Here is a 17,355-nt window from a genome sequence, read left to right on the forward strand (position 1 = left end):
AGTCGATGGACCCCGCGGTCGACACCAGGGCGACGGTCTGCAGGTCGCCGATCATCCCGTGCTCAGCGATCTCGGGGAATTCCGCCTCCATGCCGGTCTCCTCCCTCTCGTGCCGGATGCTAGCTCCGGCCGCGCGCGCGGCACCAGACCTGTCTACGTATCCGTGGCCTCCGGCACAGGCTCGGACTCGGGCTCCCGACCGATGACCTGTTTCGGGAGGTTGCGCGAGAAGAACACCGCCCCGAGCGAGACGATCGCGAGCGTCGTGAACGACAACCGCAGCGCCTCGAGTTGCGCCGCACTGTAGATCGAGGTCAGCTGACTGCTCTGGTCTGCTGTGAGGCCGGCGTCGCTCGCGATCTTCGGAACATCCGCGACGGGTACCACCGCGACCCCGCCCTTGGTCTCCGACTCGACCTGCTGCTGGACGCTCTCGGGCAGTGTGCTCGCCGCGACGGCACCCGTGAACAGCGTTGTCAGCGACGCGATCATCACCGAGCCGATCAGGGCCGTGCCGAGCGAGGAGCCGAGGTTCTGGAAGACGCCCTGCACGCCACCGGCCTCGCTCAGCTCGTCGTCGCCCACCGCCGACATGGTGACGTTCCCCAGCTGGGACGCGAGCAGGCCGAGCGCCGCCCCCGCCAGGAACATCCCGGTGCCGAAGATCCAGTTGTTGAGCTTCGTGTCCACCGACCCGAGCAGGACGAGGCTCGCGAGCACCAGCCCGAACTGACCGAGGCGCGCGATCAGCTTGGGCGAGAGCCGACGGGCGAGAGCGGTGCCCAGGATCGAGAACAGCACCAGCGCGACGGAGAGCGGGAAGATCCGCAGCCCGGTCGCGAGCGCGTCCAAGCCGAGCGAGAGCTGCAGGTAGATCGGCACGACGAAGAACAGTCCGGCGGTCACCGTGTACTGGATGCCGAGGCTGCCCACCCCGGCCCGCAGCTGCCGCAGCCGGAGGATGGCGGTGTTGAGCAGGGGCGCCCTGCCCTGCCGGATCAGGCTCCGCTGACGGAGGAAGAACCACCAGAGCAGCACGGCGCCGAAGCCGATGATGAACGGCACCGGGGAGATGCCGAGGATGTTGATGTCCTGCTGGGACGGCAGGATCCAGCCCCAGGTCTTGGTCTGCAGGAGGCCGAACACGATCAGCACGAGCGCGGCGGCCGAGAGCAGCACCGACAGCACGTCGATGCGGACGCGCGACCGTTCGCCGCTGTCCGACACCACGGTGCGGAACAACAGCACGATCGCCATGATGACGACCTCGCCGGCGAAGACATACCGCCAGCTGGCGTAGGTCGTGAGGAAGCCGCCGATCAGCGGCCCGACCGCGACGGCCACTCCGGAGGACGCTCCGATCACGGCGAACGCCGTCACACGGGCGTGACCGCTGTAGTTGTCGGCGATCAGCGCCGCGATCGCGGGGATCACGAGCACGGCGCCCAGCCCCTCGATCACCGACCAGCCGAGGAACAGCACGACGATGTTCGGCGCGAGCGCGGTGGTGCCCGACCCCACCGCGTAGACGATCGACCCGATCACCAGCGCCCGGCGCCGGCCCCAGACGTCTCCGAACTTCGCCCCGAGCAGCATGAACGCCGCCATCGTCAGCGTGTAGAAGGTGATGCACGCCTGCATCGCCGAGATCGTGGTGCCGAGGTCTTTCACGACCGTCGAGATGGAGACGTTCATGACGGTGCTGTCGAGTGTCATCACGAACTGCGCGGCGCCGAGCACGGTCACAGCGCCCCAGCGTCCCGCCATGCCCGCTCCCTCCGGCGAATCTGCCCGATGGTAGCCCGCTGCGAGCTCGCCGCACCAGACCCGCCCTCAGCGGTGGGCGCGTCGGTGGTGCACGTGTCAGCGCTGCAGGAGGCGCAACTCCTCCGGAGCGGGGAACGGAAGCGGGTAGTACAGCTGCTCGGCCCCGACGGCGCCGAAGTCGTCCTTCTTCGCCACGATGCGATCGGGCGACACCTCGGCCAGTCGCACCCGCAGCCATGAGCCGTCCGGCCGGCGCAACTCGTACAGCTCCGCCAGGTAGCCGATGCCCGTGCGCTCGAGCATCTCCTCGGCCTCCAGCCAGTCGACCGGACCGCTCAACTCCCGGCCGAGGAGGTCGACCGGGACGAACCGGTCGCCCGCCATCCGGATCCAGCCGATCCGCTCGCCGTCGTGGCGGCGATGCTCGATCCAGTCCGTGCGCTCCACGTCGACCACCCTAGCGGGACGGGAATCCCCGCACCCGCAGACGTCTGGCCACTCCGCCCCTGGCGGAGCTACCATGAGCGCCACCCAGGAGGTGCGTCATGACGGCCATCGCGATCCCGCTCAACGAAGAAGAGCTCTACGACGCGGGCCGGGCGGCCCGCTCCCAGGTGCCGCGTTCCAGCCAGGCCGACTACACCCCGCCTCCCGGGCGCGACCCGCTCGGGATCCTGCGCCGCCAGCACGAGAACCGGCTGCCGAACCTGGTGAAGCTGCGCGTCGAACGCATGGGCTCGTCGGCCTTCGCGTTCTACCGGGGCACCGCAGCCATCCAGGCCGCCGACCTGGCCGCGGGGCCGCGCGCCGGAGCGGACATCGTGATCTGCGGCGACGCCCACATCAGCAACTTCGGCATCTACCGCTCGCCCGAACGCTCGATGGTGTTCGACATCAACGACTTCGACGAGGCGGCGATCGGTCCGTTCGAGTGGGACATCAAGCGGATGCTGACCAGCGTCGTGCTCGCCGGTCGATCGCTCGGGCTGGGCGGCTCCACCCTCCGCTCGATCGTGCTCTCGTCGGCGGCGATGTACCGCAATTCGCTGCGCAACGCGCTGCAGTCGTCTCTGTACGGACGCTACTTCCGGGTGACCAGCCTGGTCGACAGGCAGATCCTCAGCCCCGACAGCGAGCGCATGATCAAGCGCACGCTGAAGGAGTCGGAGAAGCGCACCAGCGAGCGGGTCGCGAGCCGCACCCTCGAGGAGGGCGGGGAAGGTCTCCAATTCGTCGAGAACCCGCCCATCCTCACCCGGTTGGAGCCGGAGGTCCGCGTGCTCGTCGATCAGGTGTTCGAGGCCTACCGCACGACCGTGCCGACGAACATCGCCCTGATGCTCTCGCAATACGACGTCGTCGATGTCGCCCGCCGGGTCGTCGGCGTGGGCAGCGTCGGCACCCGGTGCTTCATCATCGCGCTGCGCGACGCGACCGGGGACATCCTCATCCTCCAGCTGAAGGAGGCCAACGAGTCGGTCGTGTACGAGTTCGGCGGCATGCCGTCGGTCGGCGGCTATCTGGACGCCGCCATCCTCGCCGAGCACCAGGGTTATCGTGTGGTCGGCTGCCAGCGCATCCTGCAGGCCGTCTCCGACCCGTTCCTCGGTTACCTGACGGTGGAGGGCCACAGCTTCTACATGAGGATCTTCCGCAACCGCAACGCGTCCTTCGAGATCGCGGACATGAACACGACCCAGTTCAGCGAGTACTCCCAGGCGTGCGCGATCGTGCTCGGCCGAGCGCACGCGCGCTCGCCGCAGGCGCAGTTCGTCTCCGGATACATCGGGACCGGCGGTGCGTTCGTGCGCGCGGTCTCGGAGTGGGCGCACGCGTACGCCGCCCAGGCGGAGGCCGACTACGCGACCTTCGTCGACGCCGCCCGCGCTGGGCACTTCGCGTAGGCGGGCCGCCGAGGGGCGCGTAATCGCCCCCAAAACGCGCATGTGAGGGCGTCAAGGCGCCCCTCGGCGGAGGGCAGAGCGCGAGCGCGGGTCAGTCGAGGTCGTGCGCGGTGCGGATGGTGCGCTCGGGGTCGTACGCCTGCTTGATCGCGCGCAGCCGCTCGAGCGTCGCGTCGTCCCAGAACCGGCCGGGGGCGGCGGCGACCTCGCGGAAGTTGGAGTAGTCTCGCTCGCTCGTCCACGGCGCGAGCGCCGTGCGCACCGCGGCGACCTCGGCGGTGAGCACCGGCACCAGGGCGGGGTCGGCGAGCAGACCGACCGCGTAGACCACGAACCTTCCCGGCAGGTGGTCGACGGCGCCGCCGCCCTCGGCCGGGCGACCCGCCGCGCCGCCGAGGTGACGCAGGTCGACCGCCAGCAGGGCGCTCCCGGACTCCGGCCCGACGACACCGAGCAGCGCGTCGATCGCGGTTTCGGGGAGGTCGTCGATGATCATCCCGTCGCCGAGGGCCGGCACCGGCTGCGGCGGGTCCATGTGCACGAGCCCGAGCTGGGATGCCGGGAGCACCCCGAAGGTGTCGATGGCCGGTTCGAGCGCACGCAGCGGCTCGAGGACCGCGGCGGCCTCGGCTTCTGGCAGGTCGATGGCGCCGTCGACGCCGACGAACGACTGACCGCGCAGGAAGTCGGGCAGGTCGGGCAGCGGCGGAATGCGCAGCAGGCGCACGCAGGTGGTCGCGTCCTCGGTCAGGTCGCGGGTCCACTCCTCGTACGCCCGCAGGACCTTCCCGGCTCGCGCCAGGGGGAAGAGCAGCATCCCGGCGTAGACGGTGGCGACGGGGAACACCCGGAACGTGAACGCGGTGACGATCGCCGTGGTGCCGCCGCCCCCGCGCAGCGCCCAGAACAGGTCGGGCTCGGTCTCCGCGGTGACGTGCCGCTGCCGACCGTCGGCGGTGACGACGTCGAACGCGGTGACGGCCGAGCAGCCCAGGCCGCGCTTGCGCGCCATCCAGCTGAAACCGGCCCCGAGGAGGTATCCGGCGACGCCGACGTCCGGTGACGAACCGGCCAGTGCGGCGAGCCCGTACGGCTCGAGCGCCGAGGTGACCTCGCCCCAGACGACGCCGGCTCCGACGCGGACGGTCTCGGCGGCGGGGTCGACCTCCACGCCGCCCAGCCGGGACGTGTGCAGCAGCACGGTGCCGCTGAGGTCGCCGAGCGGTGCGGCCAGGTGGCCGGTGCTCTGCGGGACGACGCGCAGTCCGTTGTCGCGGGCGAAGCCGACGACGATGGCGATGTCGGAGGCGTCGACCGGAACGACGACGGCCTCGGGATGCTGGTCGACGGCGAGGTTCCACGCCTGCCGCTCGGCGTCCCAGTCGGGGTCCGCAGTGGTGACGAGGCGCCCGGTGAGGCGGTCGGCGAGGTCGCGGAAGCGCTCCGGGACGGCGGTCTCGATAAGAGACATGGTGGTGCTCCTGTTCGGGTTCTCTGCTGGTTTCTGGTGTGCCGCCGGGCCTCGGGCGCTCGGCGACGCCCACAGGATGCTGCATCGGACCGGATGCGCACCAGTCTTTGCTGACGATTGCTCACTTGAGCACGGGTGTGTGCGCACGCGCAACCCCAAGCCTCCCGACTCATCGCCGAGGGGCTGGTCGTGCCCCTCGGCTGCCGGGAAAGGGGTTCAGGGGGTGGCGAGGAAGGCGCGGACGGCGGTCAGCACGGCGGGGGTGTCGAGATGGAGCCCGTGGCGGGCGTCGAACTCGAGCAGCCGCGCGCGCGGAATCGCCCCGGCCAGCAGCCGGGCCTGCCCGATCGGGGTGAGAGCGTCCGCACGCCCGTGGACCACCAGGGTCTCGGCGCGGATGCGGCCGAGCACCTCCCGCGCGTCATGGTCGCGGCTCGCGGCGAAGTGGCCGCGCAGCGCCGGGCGCGATGCGACCCGGTCGAAGAAGCCGGCCACGGCCTCCGGATTCGCCTCGGCCCAGTCGGCGTCGAAGAACAGCGGCAGCATGCGCGCACGGTCGCCGCTGAGCAAGTCGGCGACCACACGCGGATCGCGGCGCTGCTCCGCCTCCGCCGCCTCCGCCGCCCCCCCGGCGTCCCGCACGCGGTCGCTCGCGGTCGTGCCGACCAGCACCAGCTTGCGCACCCGGCCGGGATGGTCGGCGGCCAGCCACTGCGCCACGCGTCCTCCCATCGAGTGCCCGATGACATGTGCAGCCGCCACTCCGGCCGCGTCGAGCACGGCCAGACCGTCGTCGGCGAACAGGCGCGTGCTGTAACGGGCCGGGTCGCCCAGGCCGCTGTCGCCGATGCCGCGGTGGTCGAACACGATCACACGGTGCTCCGACGCCAGCGCGCGGGCGAACGGCCCCCAGCCGTTCATGCCGGTGGCCTGACCGGCGATCAGGAGGACGGGGACGCCCGTCCCGCGCTCCTCGAACGCGATCGGCACGCCGTCGTCGGCGGTCGCGAAACGGGGCACGGCGTGTGAGTCTAGCGGGCGGCACGCTAGCATCGCGGCATGCACGTGCGACTCCGCCCGCCGACGGCGGCCGACGCCGATGCCGCCTTCGCGATGATGCGCGACCCCGAGTCGGTGCGGATGGCCGCGTTCACGGCGGCCGACCCCGACGATCGGGAGGCGTTCGACGCGCGCTGGAGCCGGCATCTGGCCGACTCCGGCATCCTGATGCGCGCCGTCGAGGCGGACGGCGAGTTCGCCGGGACGGTCGCCGCCTTCACGATCGACGGCGACCGGGAGGTCACCTACTGGATCCGCCGCGCGCTCTGGGGCCGCGGCATCGCGACGGCGGCTCTGATGCTGCTGGTCGCGGCGGAGCCGACGCGCCCGCTGCACGCGCGCGTCGCCGAAGCCAACCTCGGTTCGCGGCGCGTGCTGGAACGAGCCGGTTTCACCCGGGCCGGCAGCGAGACCTCCTATGCAGCCGGTGCGGGGAAGCCCGTGGTGGAGCTACTGCTCGAGCTCCACTGACGGCCGTCCGGCCGGCCACGCGGGTCAGACGCGCGCCGAGCGCACCGCCCGGGCGCTCCACCGCCCGTCGGCCCGCTCGACCCGGATCGGATGCTCGAACGCCGTCGTCACGGTCTCGGTGGTCACGGCCTCCTCGATCGGTCCCGCGGCGACGATCCGGCCGTGGGACAGCAGCAGGGCGTGGGAGGTGGTCTCCGGCAGTTCCTCCAGGTGGTGCGTGACGAGCACGCTGGCGAGGTCGGGCGCCGAGGTCGAGAGACCGTCGATCGTCTCCAGCAACTGCTCGCGCGCCGCGACGTCGAGACCGGTGGTGGGCTCGTCGAGCAGCAGCAGTCGGGGATCGGAGATGAGCGCTCGGGCGATCAGAGCGCGGCCGCGCTCCCCCTGCGAGAGCGTCGGCCAGCGCGCGTCCCGGCGATCGTCGAGGCCGATGGCCGCGATCAGCTCGCGGGCACGCACCGACTCGCGGGGCGCGGCCTCCCAGCGCAGCGGCGGCTCGAGCGAACCGGTGAGCCCGGTGAGCACCACCTCGGTGACCGTCAGCGGCGACCGCACCGGATGCCGCGGATTGACGTGACCGATGTGCCTCCGCAGCTCCTGCAACTCCACCCGGCCGAGCCGCCGGCCGAGCACGTCGACCGTGCCTGAGGTCGGGAAGGCGACGGCCCCGCAGAAGCCGAGGACGGTGCTCTTGCCCGCGCCGTTCGGACCGAGCAGCGCCCAGTGCTCGCCTGCCCGCACCTCGAACCGGATGTCGTCGAGGATGTGCCGCCCCTCGCGCCGGAACGTCACGTCGCGCAGCTCCAGCACCGTCTCCATGGCTCCATACTGGCGCAGGTAACGGTTGGGTCTCGCACGGCACTTCGTCACCGGATGCCGAGGAACCGCTCAGGCTCGCTTCGTACGCTCGCCCGCTATGGGGATCCAGCCGCTCAGAATCGGACCGTTCGCGCGTCGCCGGCTGGAACGTCGCGCCCGGCAGGACGCCGAGGCGACGGGGTCGTCTCGCGACGCGGCGTCGGCAGAGGGCCTCCCCGCCGTCGCCACTCCCACGATCACCGCACTGCAGGCCCGCGCCAACGCGTATGCGCGCCGCGAGGAGCAGCGCTTCTTCGCCCGCTCCCGCCGCGACCTCGCCGAACAGCGCGGCCTCGCCCGAGCACTGGCCGCCGACCTGGACGCCTACGACGAGCGGCTCGACGGCCTCCCGCCCGACGAGCGGACGGCCTCCCGGATCGCCGAGGGCGACGGGGTCGCCTTCCAGGAGCTGCGCCGGCTGCGGCGCAGGATCGCACAGCGCAACGCCCGTGCCGAGCAGCTCGGCGCGAGCATCAACGCCCGGTTCACCGCCGCGCGCTTGCGGGCGAGCCGGCATTTCGACCGCTCGGACGAGAAGATCGCCGTCTACTGGCGTGCGTACCTGCGTGCCCTGACGCCGCCGCCCGGTGCCGTTCGAGCCCCCGCGTTGCACCGCGCAGACTCGCTCGTCGGGCGCGAGACCGCCGTGGACAGCTGGCGGCCCATCGAGCCGGTCGGAAGCGCCGAACCGGTCGCGAGGGCCGAACCGAACGAGCCCGTCGCAACCGTCGAGCACGTCGCAACCGTCGAGCCCGTCGCAACCGCCGAGCCCGTCGCAACCGTCGAGCCCGTCGCAACCGGCCGTCCCCGCGGAGCGTCGTCCGCACCACCCGTACCGTCCGTCGAACCAGGGAGCCCGAATGCGCGAACGTGACAGGATCACCGATTACCGGGTGCCGCCGACCCGCGGGCTGCGGCGCCGCCTGCTGTGGCGGTTGCGGCGCATGCGCGGCGCGGTCGACGTGGAGACGCTCGAGGTGTTCGAGCACGAGCTCGCCGCGTTCGAGCGTGCGGGCGTGGCCGACCTGGAGCGCCAGCGCACCCGCAACGTCGCCGCCTGCTCCGCGCGGCTCGCCGAGGCGCAGTCGCGGGTGGAGCTCGTCCGCCGTGCGCTCGAGCGCGCCGAGGCCGACATCCGCCGCGCCGAGCAGGACGCCGCCCGCCTGGACGCCAAGCTCGCCGGCGGCGACCCTGAACTGCACAGCTACGCCTAGGAGGACCCGTATGCCGAGGGACATCGTCACGAAGCCGCGCCGGGTCCGCCCGAGCGTCGGCCACCTCTCGCCACTGGCGCACGTGCTCGTGTACGTGCTGCTGGTGGCGATGCTCGCCGTCGACTACATCCTGCTCGCCCAGGCTCTGACGCTGCTGCTGCGCAACGACAGCCAGTACGGCTCGATCGGTCTGCAGATGTACGTCATCACCCTGGGCATCTCGCTCGCCGTGGTGTCGCTGCCGCACGTGGCCGCGATCCTGCTGCGCCGGGTGCAGGCACGCGTGATGCACCGCGGCTGGATCCCCGTCGCCGTGGGGCTGCTGCTGCTGTGGGCCGCCCTGCTCGCCGCGATCACGATCGCCCGGATCAAGGCCGGCATCGACGCCGCGGGCGCGGGAGGCCTCACCGGCCTGGTCGGCGGATCGACCTCCGCCGCGCCGGCGTTCTCGTGGTCGGCTCCGGACACGATCATGGCCTTCCTGATGCTGGGGGTCCTCGCGACCTCCGGAACGATCAGCTTCGTGGTCGCCTGGCTGACCACGCGCCCGCTGCTCGTCGCCGCCGAGAAGGCGCACGCGCAGGTGGGCCGCCTGCGGACGCATCGCGACCGGCTGCTCGCCGAGGCGGTCAGGGCGGAGGAGGGCGCGCGCCACGCCGCCGGCCTCGACGCGCAGGATGCGGTGCGCTTCGCCGGCGCCCACGCCACCTTCCACGCGCGGCTCGACGTGATCCGCGCGCGCATCGCCACCCGGCTGGCCCAGCGGGCACGCGACCCGGAGAGCACCAGCCAGATCATCCGCGAGCTGCGGGCGCGGCGCGTGGTCGAGGCGTCGACGCCGCCGGCGGCCGTGCCGGGCACCTCGGCGGCCGCTGCCGTCGAGCCGGCGACCGGAGGGCCGCAGCTCCGGGAGCCGGAGACCGTGCAGGCTCCCGCGGTCGACGGGTCGCCGACGACCTGGGGGTTCGAGCGGTGACCGGCCTCGCGAAGGCGGGTCGAGCCGGTCTGCTGCGCGCGGTGATGGCGGGGGCCGCTGTGCTCGTGGTCGGCGGCGGTCTCGCCGCCTGCACCTCGGCGACCGCCGCCGGCGGCGCCTGCGACCAGTCGCACAAGCGCAACCTGGGCGTCGTCGCCGGAAGCACCGCGAACGCGCCGGCGGTCACGGTTCCCGCCAGCGCGTCCGCACAGCTGAAGGCGGTCGGCGAGAGCAACGGCAGCGTGACCGTCGTCATCCCGTCGGGCACCCCGCAGACGATGGGGACCACCTCGATCGGGTCGAGCGCACAGGACGCCATCGTCTGCCAGAACGACCAGCGCACCAAGCTCACCCAGATCACGTCGTATCTCTCCGGGCTCAAGGCCGCGTCGCCGCAGGTCGACTTCCTCGGCGCCATCGACCAGGCCGCACGCGACCTCGGCTCGAATCCGCTCGGGGTGCTCGTCTTCGGCAGCGGCCTCCAGACGGCCGACCCGCTGAACTTCGCCGGGAGCGGCCTGCTCTACGCCGATCCGGCCCAGGTCGTCTCCGACCTGCGGTCGCGCAACCTGCTGCCGTCCGATCTGAAGGGCGTCACGGTCTACTGGTCGGGGATGGGAGACACCGCGGGAGCCCAGCAACCGCTGACCGTTCCAGCGCGCAGCAACCTCGCCGCGATCTGGACGGCCGTCATCAAGGCGGCGGGCGGCACGCTCTCCCTGCTGCCCGAGCCGGCCTCGGGAGGCGCCGAAGCCGGGCTGCCGGCCGTGACGCCGGTGCCGGTGGAGGCCGTGAGCACCAAGACGGACTGGTCGCGTCCGCTCGTCCTGCGCAACAGCGACCTGCGGTTCGTGAAGGACACGGCGACCTTCGCCGATCCGGCGGCGGCGCAGCAGCTGCTCGGCTCGCTCGCCCCCTCGATCGAGCAGAGCGGCGGAGTCATCACGATCACGGGCACGGCCTCCAAAGACCAGGCCACCGACAACACCGCTGACACCGCACTCTCGCTGCGGCGGGCGAACGCGGTCAAGGCCGCCCTGGTGGCGCTGGGCGTCCCGGACGCGAAGCTGGCGACCGCCGGCGTCGGCTACGAGTGGTGCGGCTTCACCAGCGAGACCGACGCCTCCGGCGCCTACTCGGACGCCCTCGCCGAGCAGAACCGCTCGGTCGTGCTCACCTCCGCGGGCGTCTCGCTCTGCGGCTGACGCCGCTCCCCGCGCGACATCGCCGCCGAGACGGCGCGAACTCGGCTCGGATCCGCCGGGAGGGTGGAGAATCAGCCGTCTCGCAGCCGGCGGTCACACGGTCGGGGCGGGCGTGGGCACGGGCGTGGAGGTCGTGGAGTGCTTGGCTGCGAGGTGGGCGATGCGCGTAGCGGTCACGCTGTCGCCGCTGCGCGCGCCGAGCACCGCGATGCGGTCGCCCACGGCGAACGAGGAGACGGTGGCCGGGCTCTTCGGCGTGCCGTAGGCCGTCGACGAATCGACCGTCACCGTGATGGTCGCGCCCGCGGCCGACCGGACGGTCCAGGTGTCGCCGGAGATCGCCGTCAGCGTTCCGACCGTGCCCTTGGCGTGCGTGCGGGCGCCGGCGCCCGTCGCGGCGTGCTTCGCCGTGCCGCGCAGCACCTGGTTCGAGGCGGCGGGGACCGCGGTGTTCGCGGCCGCGACAGCGGCGGAGACGCCCCACGCGGTTCCGCCGGCCACCACCACGACCGCGAGGACGGCCGCCGCCACCCCGAGGCCGAGCGTGTGGCGACGGACGAAGGACGGGCGCGTCTGCGACTCCCCCGCCTTCATTCCGTCGGTGACCGCCATCCCGGGCGCCGGGGTCGTGGGCGCCCAGGTCGTCGGGGCCGGCGTCGGCGCGGGTGCGGCGTGTTGCTGCGCAGCCGGCCAGGCCAACGGGGTCGTCGGGAGGCCGTCCGGTTCGTGGTGCGCGTCCTGCTCCCACGGCAGCGGGGTCGTCGGGAGGCCGTCCGGTTCGTCGTGCGCGTCCTGCTCCCACGGCAAGGGCGTCGTCGGCAGGTCGCCGTTGTCGCTGTGGTCCATCTGCTCGCTCTGGTCGTCGCGGTCGCGCGGCTCGTCGGTGTCCATGCGCCAACGGTCTCAGCGTCAGATCAGGAGCGCGCTCGGGACATGTCAGAGGAACGTAAAGTCACCCGGAAGACCGCTCCGCCGCCGTCCGCCGGTCCGGCGTCGATCGTCGCGCCGAGCCGGCCGGCGAGGCTGTGCGCGATCGAGAGTCCGAGCCCGGTGCCTACCGGACGTGCGCCGCGGTAGCGCGCGTGGAGGGCGCCGCGATCGAACGCCACCGGTGCGTCCTCGGCGCTCAGTCCGGGCCCCCTGTCGCGCACGGACAGCTCGACGAGCCCTGGGAGGCCGCGCGCGGTCACGACGATCTCCGACTCCGCCGGCGCGACCCGCAGCGCGTTCTCCACCAGCCCGTCGAGAATCTGCCGCAGCCGCATCTCGTCGGTGAGGACCCCGAGCGGAGCCGGTGGCAGGTCTGCCCGGAGTGCGACTCCGGCCCCGCCGCTCGCGCCCGACCAGGCCCGCAGCACCGCCGCGACGGTGTCGCGCGCGTCGAACTGCTGCGGCACGATCGTGAAGTCGTCGGCCTCCAGCCGCGCCAGCTCGAGGAGGTCGTCGACGAAGTGCCGCAGTCGCTCCGACTCCGCCGAGAGCGTCCGCCCGGCCTCCGCGACGCCGTCGGGCGGGATGACCCCGTCGGCGAGCGCCTCCGCGTACCCGCGGATCGCGGTCAGCGGCGTCCGGATCTCGTGCGAGACCGAGAGCAGGAACTCCCGCTGCCGGTCCTCGCTCGTCGCCAGGGCCGTGTCGAGCGTCCGCAGCGCCTGCGCGATGTCCTCGATCTCAGCGACCGGCTGCGCGTCGATCGGAACGCGCCGCCGCCCTCCGGCCAGCGCCCTGGCGCCGTCCGCGAGCCGTCGCAGCGGCCGGCCGAGGAGGCGCGCGAGCAGCACGCCCGCGGCCGTCGCGACCACGAGGCCGATGACCACGGCGAGCAGGATGCCGCGCAGCAGCTCGGCGTCGCCCGCGGCGATGTCGGCCACCTTGCGCACGCCGACGATGCCGCCGCCGTCCGCGCCCGGGATGCCGACCAGCACCGCGTCCCTGCCGTTCAGCGTCGTGGTCGTGGAGACCGCGCGTCCGGCGCGCAGCTCGCGCACCACGGCGGGGTCGACGAAGGCGCGCGCAGCGCCTGTGACCGCGCCGTCGGGCGAGACGACCGCGAACCGGTCGCCCACGACCGCCGGCCGAACGGCACCGGCCCGTCCGGATGCCAGCAGGGCGGCGGCCTGGGTCTTGAGCTGCTGGCGTGCCTGGTTCTCCTCCACGGTCTGCACCACCTGCACCGCGACGAGCGCCGTCACCAGCACGGCGATCAGCGCCACGGCGAACGTCACCAGCACGAAACGTCCGCTCAGCGAGCCGAGCAGGCGCCGCCGCGGCGCCGGCCCGGTCACGCTTCGTCCGCGACGCTGTAACCGACCCCGCGCACGGTGCGGACGATGCCTGCGGCGTCGCCGAGCTTGACGCGGAGCTGGGCGATGTGGACGTCGACGGTTCGGCTGCTGGAGTAGTCGGCGACCCCCCACACCGACGAGAGCAGCTGCTCCCGGGTGAACACCCGGCCCGGCTGGCTCATCAGCCGGTCGAGCAGGTCGAACTCGGTCGCGGTGAGATCCACGCGCCCTGCCGCGGTCTCCACCCGCCGCCGGGAACCGTCGAGGTGCACACCGCCCACGCTGCGGGTCGGGGCCGCGACGGGTCCGGCCGCCCGGCGCACCATCCCCTTGAGCCGGGCGACGAGCTCGCGCGGCGAGAACGGCTTGGTGAGGTAGTCGTCGGCGCCGAGCTCGAGACCGAGGATCCGGTCGACCTCGTCGTCGCGCGCGGTGACGAAGATGACCGGCGTCCAGTCGTCCCTGGCTCGGAGGGTGCGGCAGACCTCGATCCCGTCGAGCCCGGGGATGCCGACGTCGAGCACGATCGCGACCGGCCGCAGGCGGTCGATCGCGGCGAGCGCCTGCCGGCCGTCGGTCTCGACGTGGACGCCGAAGCCCGCACCTGTGAGGTACAGCCGCTCCAGTTCCACGATCGCGGCCTCGTCCTCCACGACGAGCACCAGACCTCTCTCCTCGCCCACCCGTCCATCTTGACGGTTCGGGCACCCGCGCCACGCCGTTTCCCTGCCGCCTTACCGATTCTTTACATTCCGCTCTCACACCCCGAACCCGGAGGAGGTCGGATGGGCGCATGATCTTCTCACTGCGTTCTCCCGCCGGCCTCGCCATCGCCTTCGGTGCGGCGCTCGTGCTCGCCGCCGGCACCGCCGCCGCGACGGCCGCGGGCGTGGCGGCGTCTGCGCCCGCACGCGTCGACACCGCGGGGTTCCCCTCCGGCGGCGCGAATCCCGGCATCTTCACCGACACCTGCACCCGGTCGAGAACCGCGCCGGACGATCCGATCATGATGCCGGGGATGACCGGGATGTCGATGCAGCACGACTTCTTCGGCAATCCGGCCGTGCGCGCGTCGTCGACCGCCGCGACGCTGCGGGGCGGGTCCACGACGTGCTCGACCTCCGCCGACGCCTCGGCCTACTGGACCCCGGTGGTCTTCCAGCACGGCCGGGCGCTCACCCCGCAGCGCACGCTGTTGTACTGGCGCTCGCCCGGCCCGATCGCCTCGTCGACGCGCTCGATGCCGGAGGGCATCAGCCTGATCGCGGGGAACGAGACGGCGACCGCGCCGCAGAGCACCTCGGTCGTGGACTGGACCTGCACGACGACGGCCGGCCAGCGGGCGCCGCGGGGCGATCTGCCGCACGACTGCCCGGCCGGATCGCAGCTGCGGCTGGTCATCACGTTCCCGGACTGCTGGGACGGGCACACGATGGACGGCCGCGACCGCTCGGGCGCGGTGTACTCGACGGCGTCCGGGTGCCCCGCGTCGCACCCGGTGCACATCCCGCAGCTCGTGCTGCATGTCAGCTACCCCACGAGCAGCGTTGACGGCATCACCCTCTCGACCGGGCCGCAGACGCAGGGGCCCCCGGTGACGGGGCATGCCGATTTCGTGAGCGGCTGGCAGCAGGGCCGCATGGATGCCGACACGGCCGCCTGCGTGACCGCTCAGGTGCGCTGCGGCCCGGTGAGCGGCGCACAGGCCGCGCCGCGCGGCGGCAAGCCCGGCGACCGGTGAGACGGACCCGGAATCCGTCGCACCGAAGTCTGTACATTTCCATAGAAACGCAACACAATGACATTACATGAGCCACCCTCATGTAATCCGGACACCCGATCAACGATTACGCATCTTCGTCTCGTCGACGCTGCAGGAGCTCGCCCCCGAACGCCGCGCCGCCAAGACGGCGATCGAGCGGCTGCACCTCGCCCCGGTGATGTTCGAGCTGGGCGCACGCCCGCACCCGCCCCGCGAGCTCTACCGCGCCTACCTCCAGCAGTCCGACGTCTTCCTCGGCCTCTACTGGGAGCGCTACGGATGGGTCGCCCCCGACGAGCACGTCTCCGGGCTGGAGGACGAGTACAACCTCTGCCCCGACGACGTGCCGCGCCTGCTCTACGTCAAAGCGCCGGCCGAGCGCGACGAGAGGCTCAGCCGGCTGCTGAACCGGATCCGCGACGACGACCGCGCCGCCTACAAGTACTTCGAGACGCCCCGAGAACTGGCGGAACTCGTGGCGGCCGACCTGGCCACGCTCCTGGCCGAGCGGTTCGACCAGAGCCGGTCCGACCTCCTCGGCGCCGGCGCGGCGGGAGGCGCGGACGACGCCGGCGGCGCAGGCGGTGCGCCCGCAGCGCTCGCGGAACCGCGCTCGGAGCCCGATCCGGCGGTCGCCGATCCGGTGCGCCTGCCGACACCGCTCACCGACCTGGTGGGCCGCGAGGCCGACATCGCCGAGCTCCGCAGGCTGCTGAGCTCCGGCGCGCGCTTCGTCACATCACCGAGAGGTCGAGCCCGCGCGCTTGATAGATGCCCTCGACGACTTCGAAGAGCCCGTGCTTGGCGACCAGCTTCGACTGACGCCAGAGGCTCGGGTTGACCGAGGTGGGAGCATCGCCGTCGACGAAGTCGTACGCCGACGCATCCCAGACCACGGTGCCATCGGCATCGCGGATCACCGGGTCGGCCAGCGTGCCGAGGAAACCGCGGTCGGCGTCGTCGAAGTCGGCGGTGTCGTCGAACGGCAGCGCGCCGAGAAGCGCGGCGTTGGCCTCGGCGACCGATGGCGTCGGATCGTTCTGCTTCATGACGAGCTTCTCCTCCACGTCCACACGGCCCTGCGTCGCACCGTTACCGCAGAGATTTCCGTAGGGGCGGGGGCGGCGTCAAGACCCCGAGGGCCGCCGGGCAGCAGTGGTCGTCGGCCGGGTCGGTCGACTCGGGATGGGCGGGCAGGCCGGCGGCGTCGAACTGCCGCAGGTTCTGTGCGAGCAGTCGTTGCCCGACTCCGCGATCAGCGGGAGGCGAGCAGCTCCAGGACCTCGCCGGTCGTGCCGAGCTCGCCCAGCTTGGGGAACTGGTAGGCGACCGAGGCGTCGTGCGCTTCGGCGACGTCGGTCATCGCGTCGGTGACGAACGCCACGTGGTAGCCGAGCTCGTACGCGGAACGGGCCGTCGACTCGACACCGGACGTGGTGGAGACGCCGGTCAGCACGATCTGCGTGGCGCCGGCCTCCCGGAGCCGGGCGTCGAGGTCGGTCGAGCCGAAGGCGCCGAGCGTGCGCTTGGTCACGGTGATGTCGCTCGGCTGCTGGTCGAGCTCGGGCAGCAGAGCGGTCGCCGCGGCGGGGAGGGTCTGGGCTCCGACCCGGCCGGTCGCCTTGCCGCGCTCGGTGCGGCCGGGCGCCGTCCCGTCGACGTTCACGAGCACGACGGGGAGGCCTGCGGCGCGGAAAGCGGCGGCGAGCCGGGCCGAGTTCGCGACGATCTGCTCGATCGGGTGCGCGGTGGGCTGACCGAGGATGCCGGTCTGCAGGTCGATGACGACGAGGGCGGGGGTCGCTTCGAGTTCGATGCTCATGATGGGTCCTCTGCGGTGATGCGTCCAGCGGGATGCGAACGTCAGTGGCCATAATAATCAGCTCAACTGATGGTTTGCTCACGCTATGATCGGCGCATGACCAGCACGACGCCCCCGGCCGCCGAGCCACTCGGCCCGCTCGTGAAGAAGGTGCACCTGAGGCTGCTGGAGCTCTCCGACGAGGCGCTCGCCCCGTCCGGGTTCGACCGGCGCGAGTACGCCGTGCTGCGCGCCCTCATCCCCCACGAGCCGCTGTCGCAGCAGGCCCTGGCGGCGCTGCTCGGCGTCGACCAGACGACGATGGTCGCCGTCATCGACTCCCTGGAGGCGAAGCAGGCCGTCACCCGCCGACCCGACCCCGCCGACCGCAGGCGCAACGCCATCGAGGCGACGCCGGCCGGCCGCGCGGCGTTCCGCCGTGCCGAGCACGACTTCCTGGCCGCCGAGCGCGCGTTCCTCGCGCCGCTGGGCGATGCCGGCGCCGAACGCTTCCGCGCGGCCCTCCACACCCTCCTCGAGAGTACTCCCGCCGCGCCGAAGGGCGCGTAAACGCCCCTAAAA

The 17,355-nt window shown here is 72.5% G+C and carries 19 protein-coding genes; 9 read left to right on the top strand and 10 right to left on the bottom strand.

The annotated features are described in order from the left end of the window. Nucleotides 1–153: 153 nt before the first annotated feature. Together Q0Q23_RS08045 and Q0Q23_RS08050 are read right to left on the bottom strand one after the other, a co-directional pair. Nucleotides 154–1,767, bottom strand: a complete 1,614-nt coding sequence (locus Q0Q23_RS08045) for an MFS transporter (RefSeq protein ID WP_295121826.1) — start codon at nucleotides 1,765–1,767, stop codon at nucleotides 154–156. Nucleotides 1,768–1,863: 96 nt separating this feature from the next. Continuing rightward, nucleotides 1,864–2,214, bottom strand: coding sequence for a hypothetical protein (locus Q0Q23_RS08050; RefSeq protein WP_295121828.1), 351 nt, complete (start codon nucleotides 2,212–2,214; stop codon nucleotides 1,864–1,866). A gap of 98 nt (nucleotides 2,215–2,312) precedes the next feature. On the opposite strand from Q0Q23_RS08050, the gene Q0Q23_RS08055 reads away from it, so the two are divergent. Further along, complete coding sequence (locus Q0Q23_RS08055) at nucleotides 2,313–3,671, top strand: DUF2252 domain-containing protein (RefSeq protein WP_295121830.1); 1,359 nt, start codon at nucleotides 2,313–2,315, stop codon at nucleotides 3,669–3,671. A 91-nt stretch (nucleotides 3,672–3,762) separates the two neighbouring features. On the opposite strand, the gene Q0Q23_RS08060 is transcribed toward Q0Q23_RS08055, so the two are convergent. Then, nucleotides 3,763–5,142, bottom strand: a complete 1,380-nt coding sequence (locus Q0Q23_RS08060) for an FAD-binding oxidoreductase (RefSeq protein ID WP_295121832.1) — start codon at nucleotides 5,140–5,142, stop codon at nucleotides 3,763–3,765. Nucleotides 5,143–5,358: 216 nt separating this feature from the next. Beyond that, the gene (locus Q0Q23_RS08065; RefSeq protein ID WP_295121834.1) at nucleotides 5,359–6,162 is read right to left on the bottom strand and encodes an alpha/beta fold hydrolase; all 804 of its coding nucleotides are present in this window, start codon (nucleotides 6,160–6,162) and stop codon (nucleotides 5,359–5,361) included. 39 nt (nucleotides 6,163–6,201) lie between these two features. Here Q0Q23_RS08065 and Q0Q23_RS08070 point away from each other — a divergent pair, with 39 nt between their 5' ends. Next, the gene (locus Q0Q23_RS08070; RefSeq protein WP_295121837.1) at nucleotides 6,202–6,672 is read left to right on the top strand and encodes a GNAT family N-acetyltransferase; all 471 of its coding nucleotides are present in this window, start codon (nucleotides 6,202–6,204) and stop codon (nucleotides 6,670–6,672) included. Nucleotides 6,673–6,696: 24 nt separating this feature from the next. Here Q0Q23_RS08070 and Q0Q23_RS08075 read toward each other — a convergent pair whose 3' ends face one another. Beyond that, the gene (locus tag Q0Q23_RS08075; RefSeq protein WP_295121839.1) at nucleotides 6,697–7,491 is read right to left on the bottom strand and encodes an ABC transporter ATP-binding protein; all 795 of its coding nucleotides are present in this window, start codon (nucleotides 7,489–7,491) and stop codon (nucleotides 6,697–6,699) included. A 97-nt stretch (nucleotides 7,492–7,588) separates the two neighbouring features. Here Q0Q23_RS08075 and Q0Q23_RS08080 point away from each other — a divergent pair, with 97 nt between their 5' ends. From Q0Q23_RS08080 to Q0Q23_RS08095, 4 genes are read left to right on the top strand one after another with little or no spacing between them, the layout of a single operon-like run. Further along, a complete protein-coding gene (locus Q0Q23_RS08080) occupies nucleotides 7,589–8,404 on the top strand; it encodes a hypothetical protein (RefSeq protein WP_295121841.1) in 816 nt (271 codons plus the stop codon). Next, on the top strand, nucleotides 8,391–8,744 hold the full coding sequence (locus Q0Q23_RS08085; RefSeq protein ID WP_295121843.1) for a hypothetical protein: 354 nt from the start codon (nucleotides 8,391–8,393) through the stop codon (nucleotides 8,742–8,744). Before Q0Q23_RS08080 ends, Q0Q23_RS08085 begins: the two co-directional genes overlap by 14 nt. Nucleotides 8,745–8,754: 10 nt before the next feature. Then, on the top strand, nucleotides 8,755–9,720 hold the full coding sequence (locus Q0Q23_RS08090; protein WP_295121845.1) for a hypothetical protein: 966 nt from the start codon (nucleotides 8,755–8,757) through the stop codon (nucleotides 9,718–9,720). After that, nucleotides 9,717–10,925, top strand: a complete 1,209-nt coding sequence (locus Q0Q23_RS08095) for an OmpA family protein (protein WP_295121848.1) — start codon at nucleotides 9,717–9,719, stop codon at nucleotides 10,923–10,925. Before Q0Q23_RS08090 ends, Q0Q23_RS08095 begins: the two co-directional genes overlap by 4 nt. Nucleotides 10,926–11,018: 93 nt before the next feature. Here the strand turns inward: Q0Q23_RS08095 and Q0Q23_RS08100 are convergent, their stop codons facing one another. The 3 genes from Q0Q23_RS08100 to Q0Q23_RS08110 are packed head-to-tail and all read right to left on the bottom strand — an operon-like array spanning nucleotide 11,019 to nucleotide 13,893. Then, nucleotides 11,019–11,816 (bottom strand): DUF5666 domain-containing protein, encoded by a 798-nt coding sequence (locus Q0Q23_RS08100; RefSeq protein WP_295121850.1) that lies wholly within the window; start codon nucleotides 11,814–11,816, stop codon nucleotides 11,019–11,021. Nucleotides 11,817–11,839: 23 nt separating this feature from the next. Beyond that, the gene (locus Q0Q23_RS08105; protein WP_295121852.1) at nucleotides 11,840–13,210 is read right to left on the bottom strand and encodes a sensor histidine kinase KdpD; all 1,371 of its coding nucleotides are present in this window, start codon (nucleotides 13,208–13,210) and stop codon (nucleotides 11,840–11,842) included. Next, nucleotides 13,207–13,893: a response regulator transcription factor gene (locus Q0Q23_RS08110; protein WP_295121854.1), complete on the bottom strand. Its 687-nt coding sequence runs from the start codon at nucleotides 13,891–13,893 to the stop codon at nucleotides 13,207–13,209. The genes Q0Q23_RS08105 and Q0Q23_RS08110 overlap by 4 nt, the downstream gene beginning before the upstream one ends. Nucleotides 13,894–14,003: 110 nt before the next feature. Between Q0Q23_RS08110 and Q0Q23_RS08115 the strand changes: the two genes are divergently transcribed. Further along, nucleotides 14,004–14,951 (top strand): DUF1996 domain-containing protein, encoded by a 948-nt coding sequence (locus Q0Q23_RS08115; protein WP_295121856.1) that lies wholly within the window; start codon nucleotides 14,004–14,006, stop codon nucleotides 14,949–14,951. A gap of 67 nt (nucleotides 14,952–15,018) precedes the next feature. Next, nucleotides 15,019–15,813, top strand: coding sequence for a DUF4062 domain-containing protein (locus Q0Q23_RS08120; protein WP_295121858.1), 795 nt, complete (start codon nucleotides 15,019–15,021; stop codon nucleotides 15,811–15,813). Here the strand turns inward: Q0Q23_RS08120 and Q0Q23_RS08125 are convergent. Next, nucleotides 15,707–16,021, bottom strand: coding sequence for a hypothetical protein (locus Q0Q23_RS08125; RefSeq protein ID WP_295121860.1), 315 nt, complete (start codon nucleotides 16,019–16,021; stop codon nucleotides 15,707–15,709). The genes Q0Q23_RS08120 and Q0Q23_RS08125 overlap by 107 nt on opposite strands. A 206-nt stretch (nucleotides 16,022–16,227) precedes the next feature. Beyond that, nucleotides 16,228–16,794, bottom strand: coding sequence for an isochorismatase family protein (locus Q0Q23_RS08130; RefSeq protein ID WP_295121862.1), 567 nt, complete (start codon nucleotides 16,792–16,794; stop codon nucleotides 16,228–16,230). Between the two features lie 96 nt (nucleotides 16,795–16,890). On the opposite strand from Q0Q23_RS08130, the gene Q0Q23_RS08135 reads away from it, so the two are divergent. After that, nucleotides 16,891–17,343, top strand: a complete 453-nt coding sequence (locus tag Q0Q23_RS08135) for a MarR family winged helix-turn-helix transcriptional regulator (RefSeq protein ID WP_295121864.1) — start codon at nucleotides 16,891–16,893, stop codon at nucleotides 17,341–17,343. Nucleotides 17,344–17,355: the final 12 nt, after the last annotated feature.

Origin of the sequence: uncultured Leifsonia sp., from assembly GCF_945957465.1 — a bacterium.
In the GTDB taxonomy this organism is placed as follows: Bacteria; Actinomycetota; Actinomycetes; order Actinomycetales; family Microbacteriaceae; genus Leifsonia.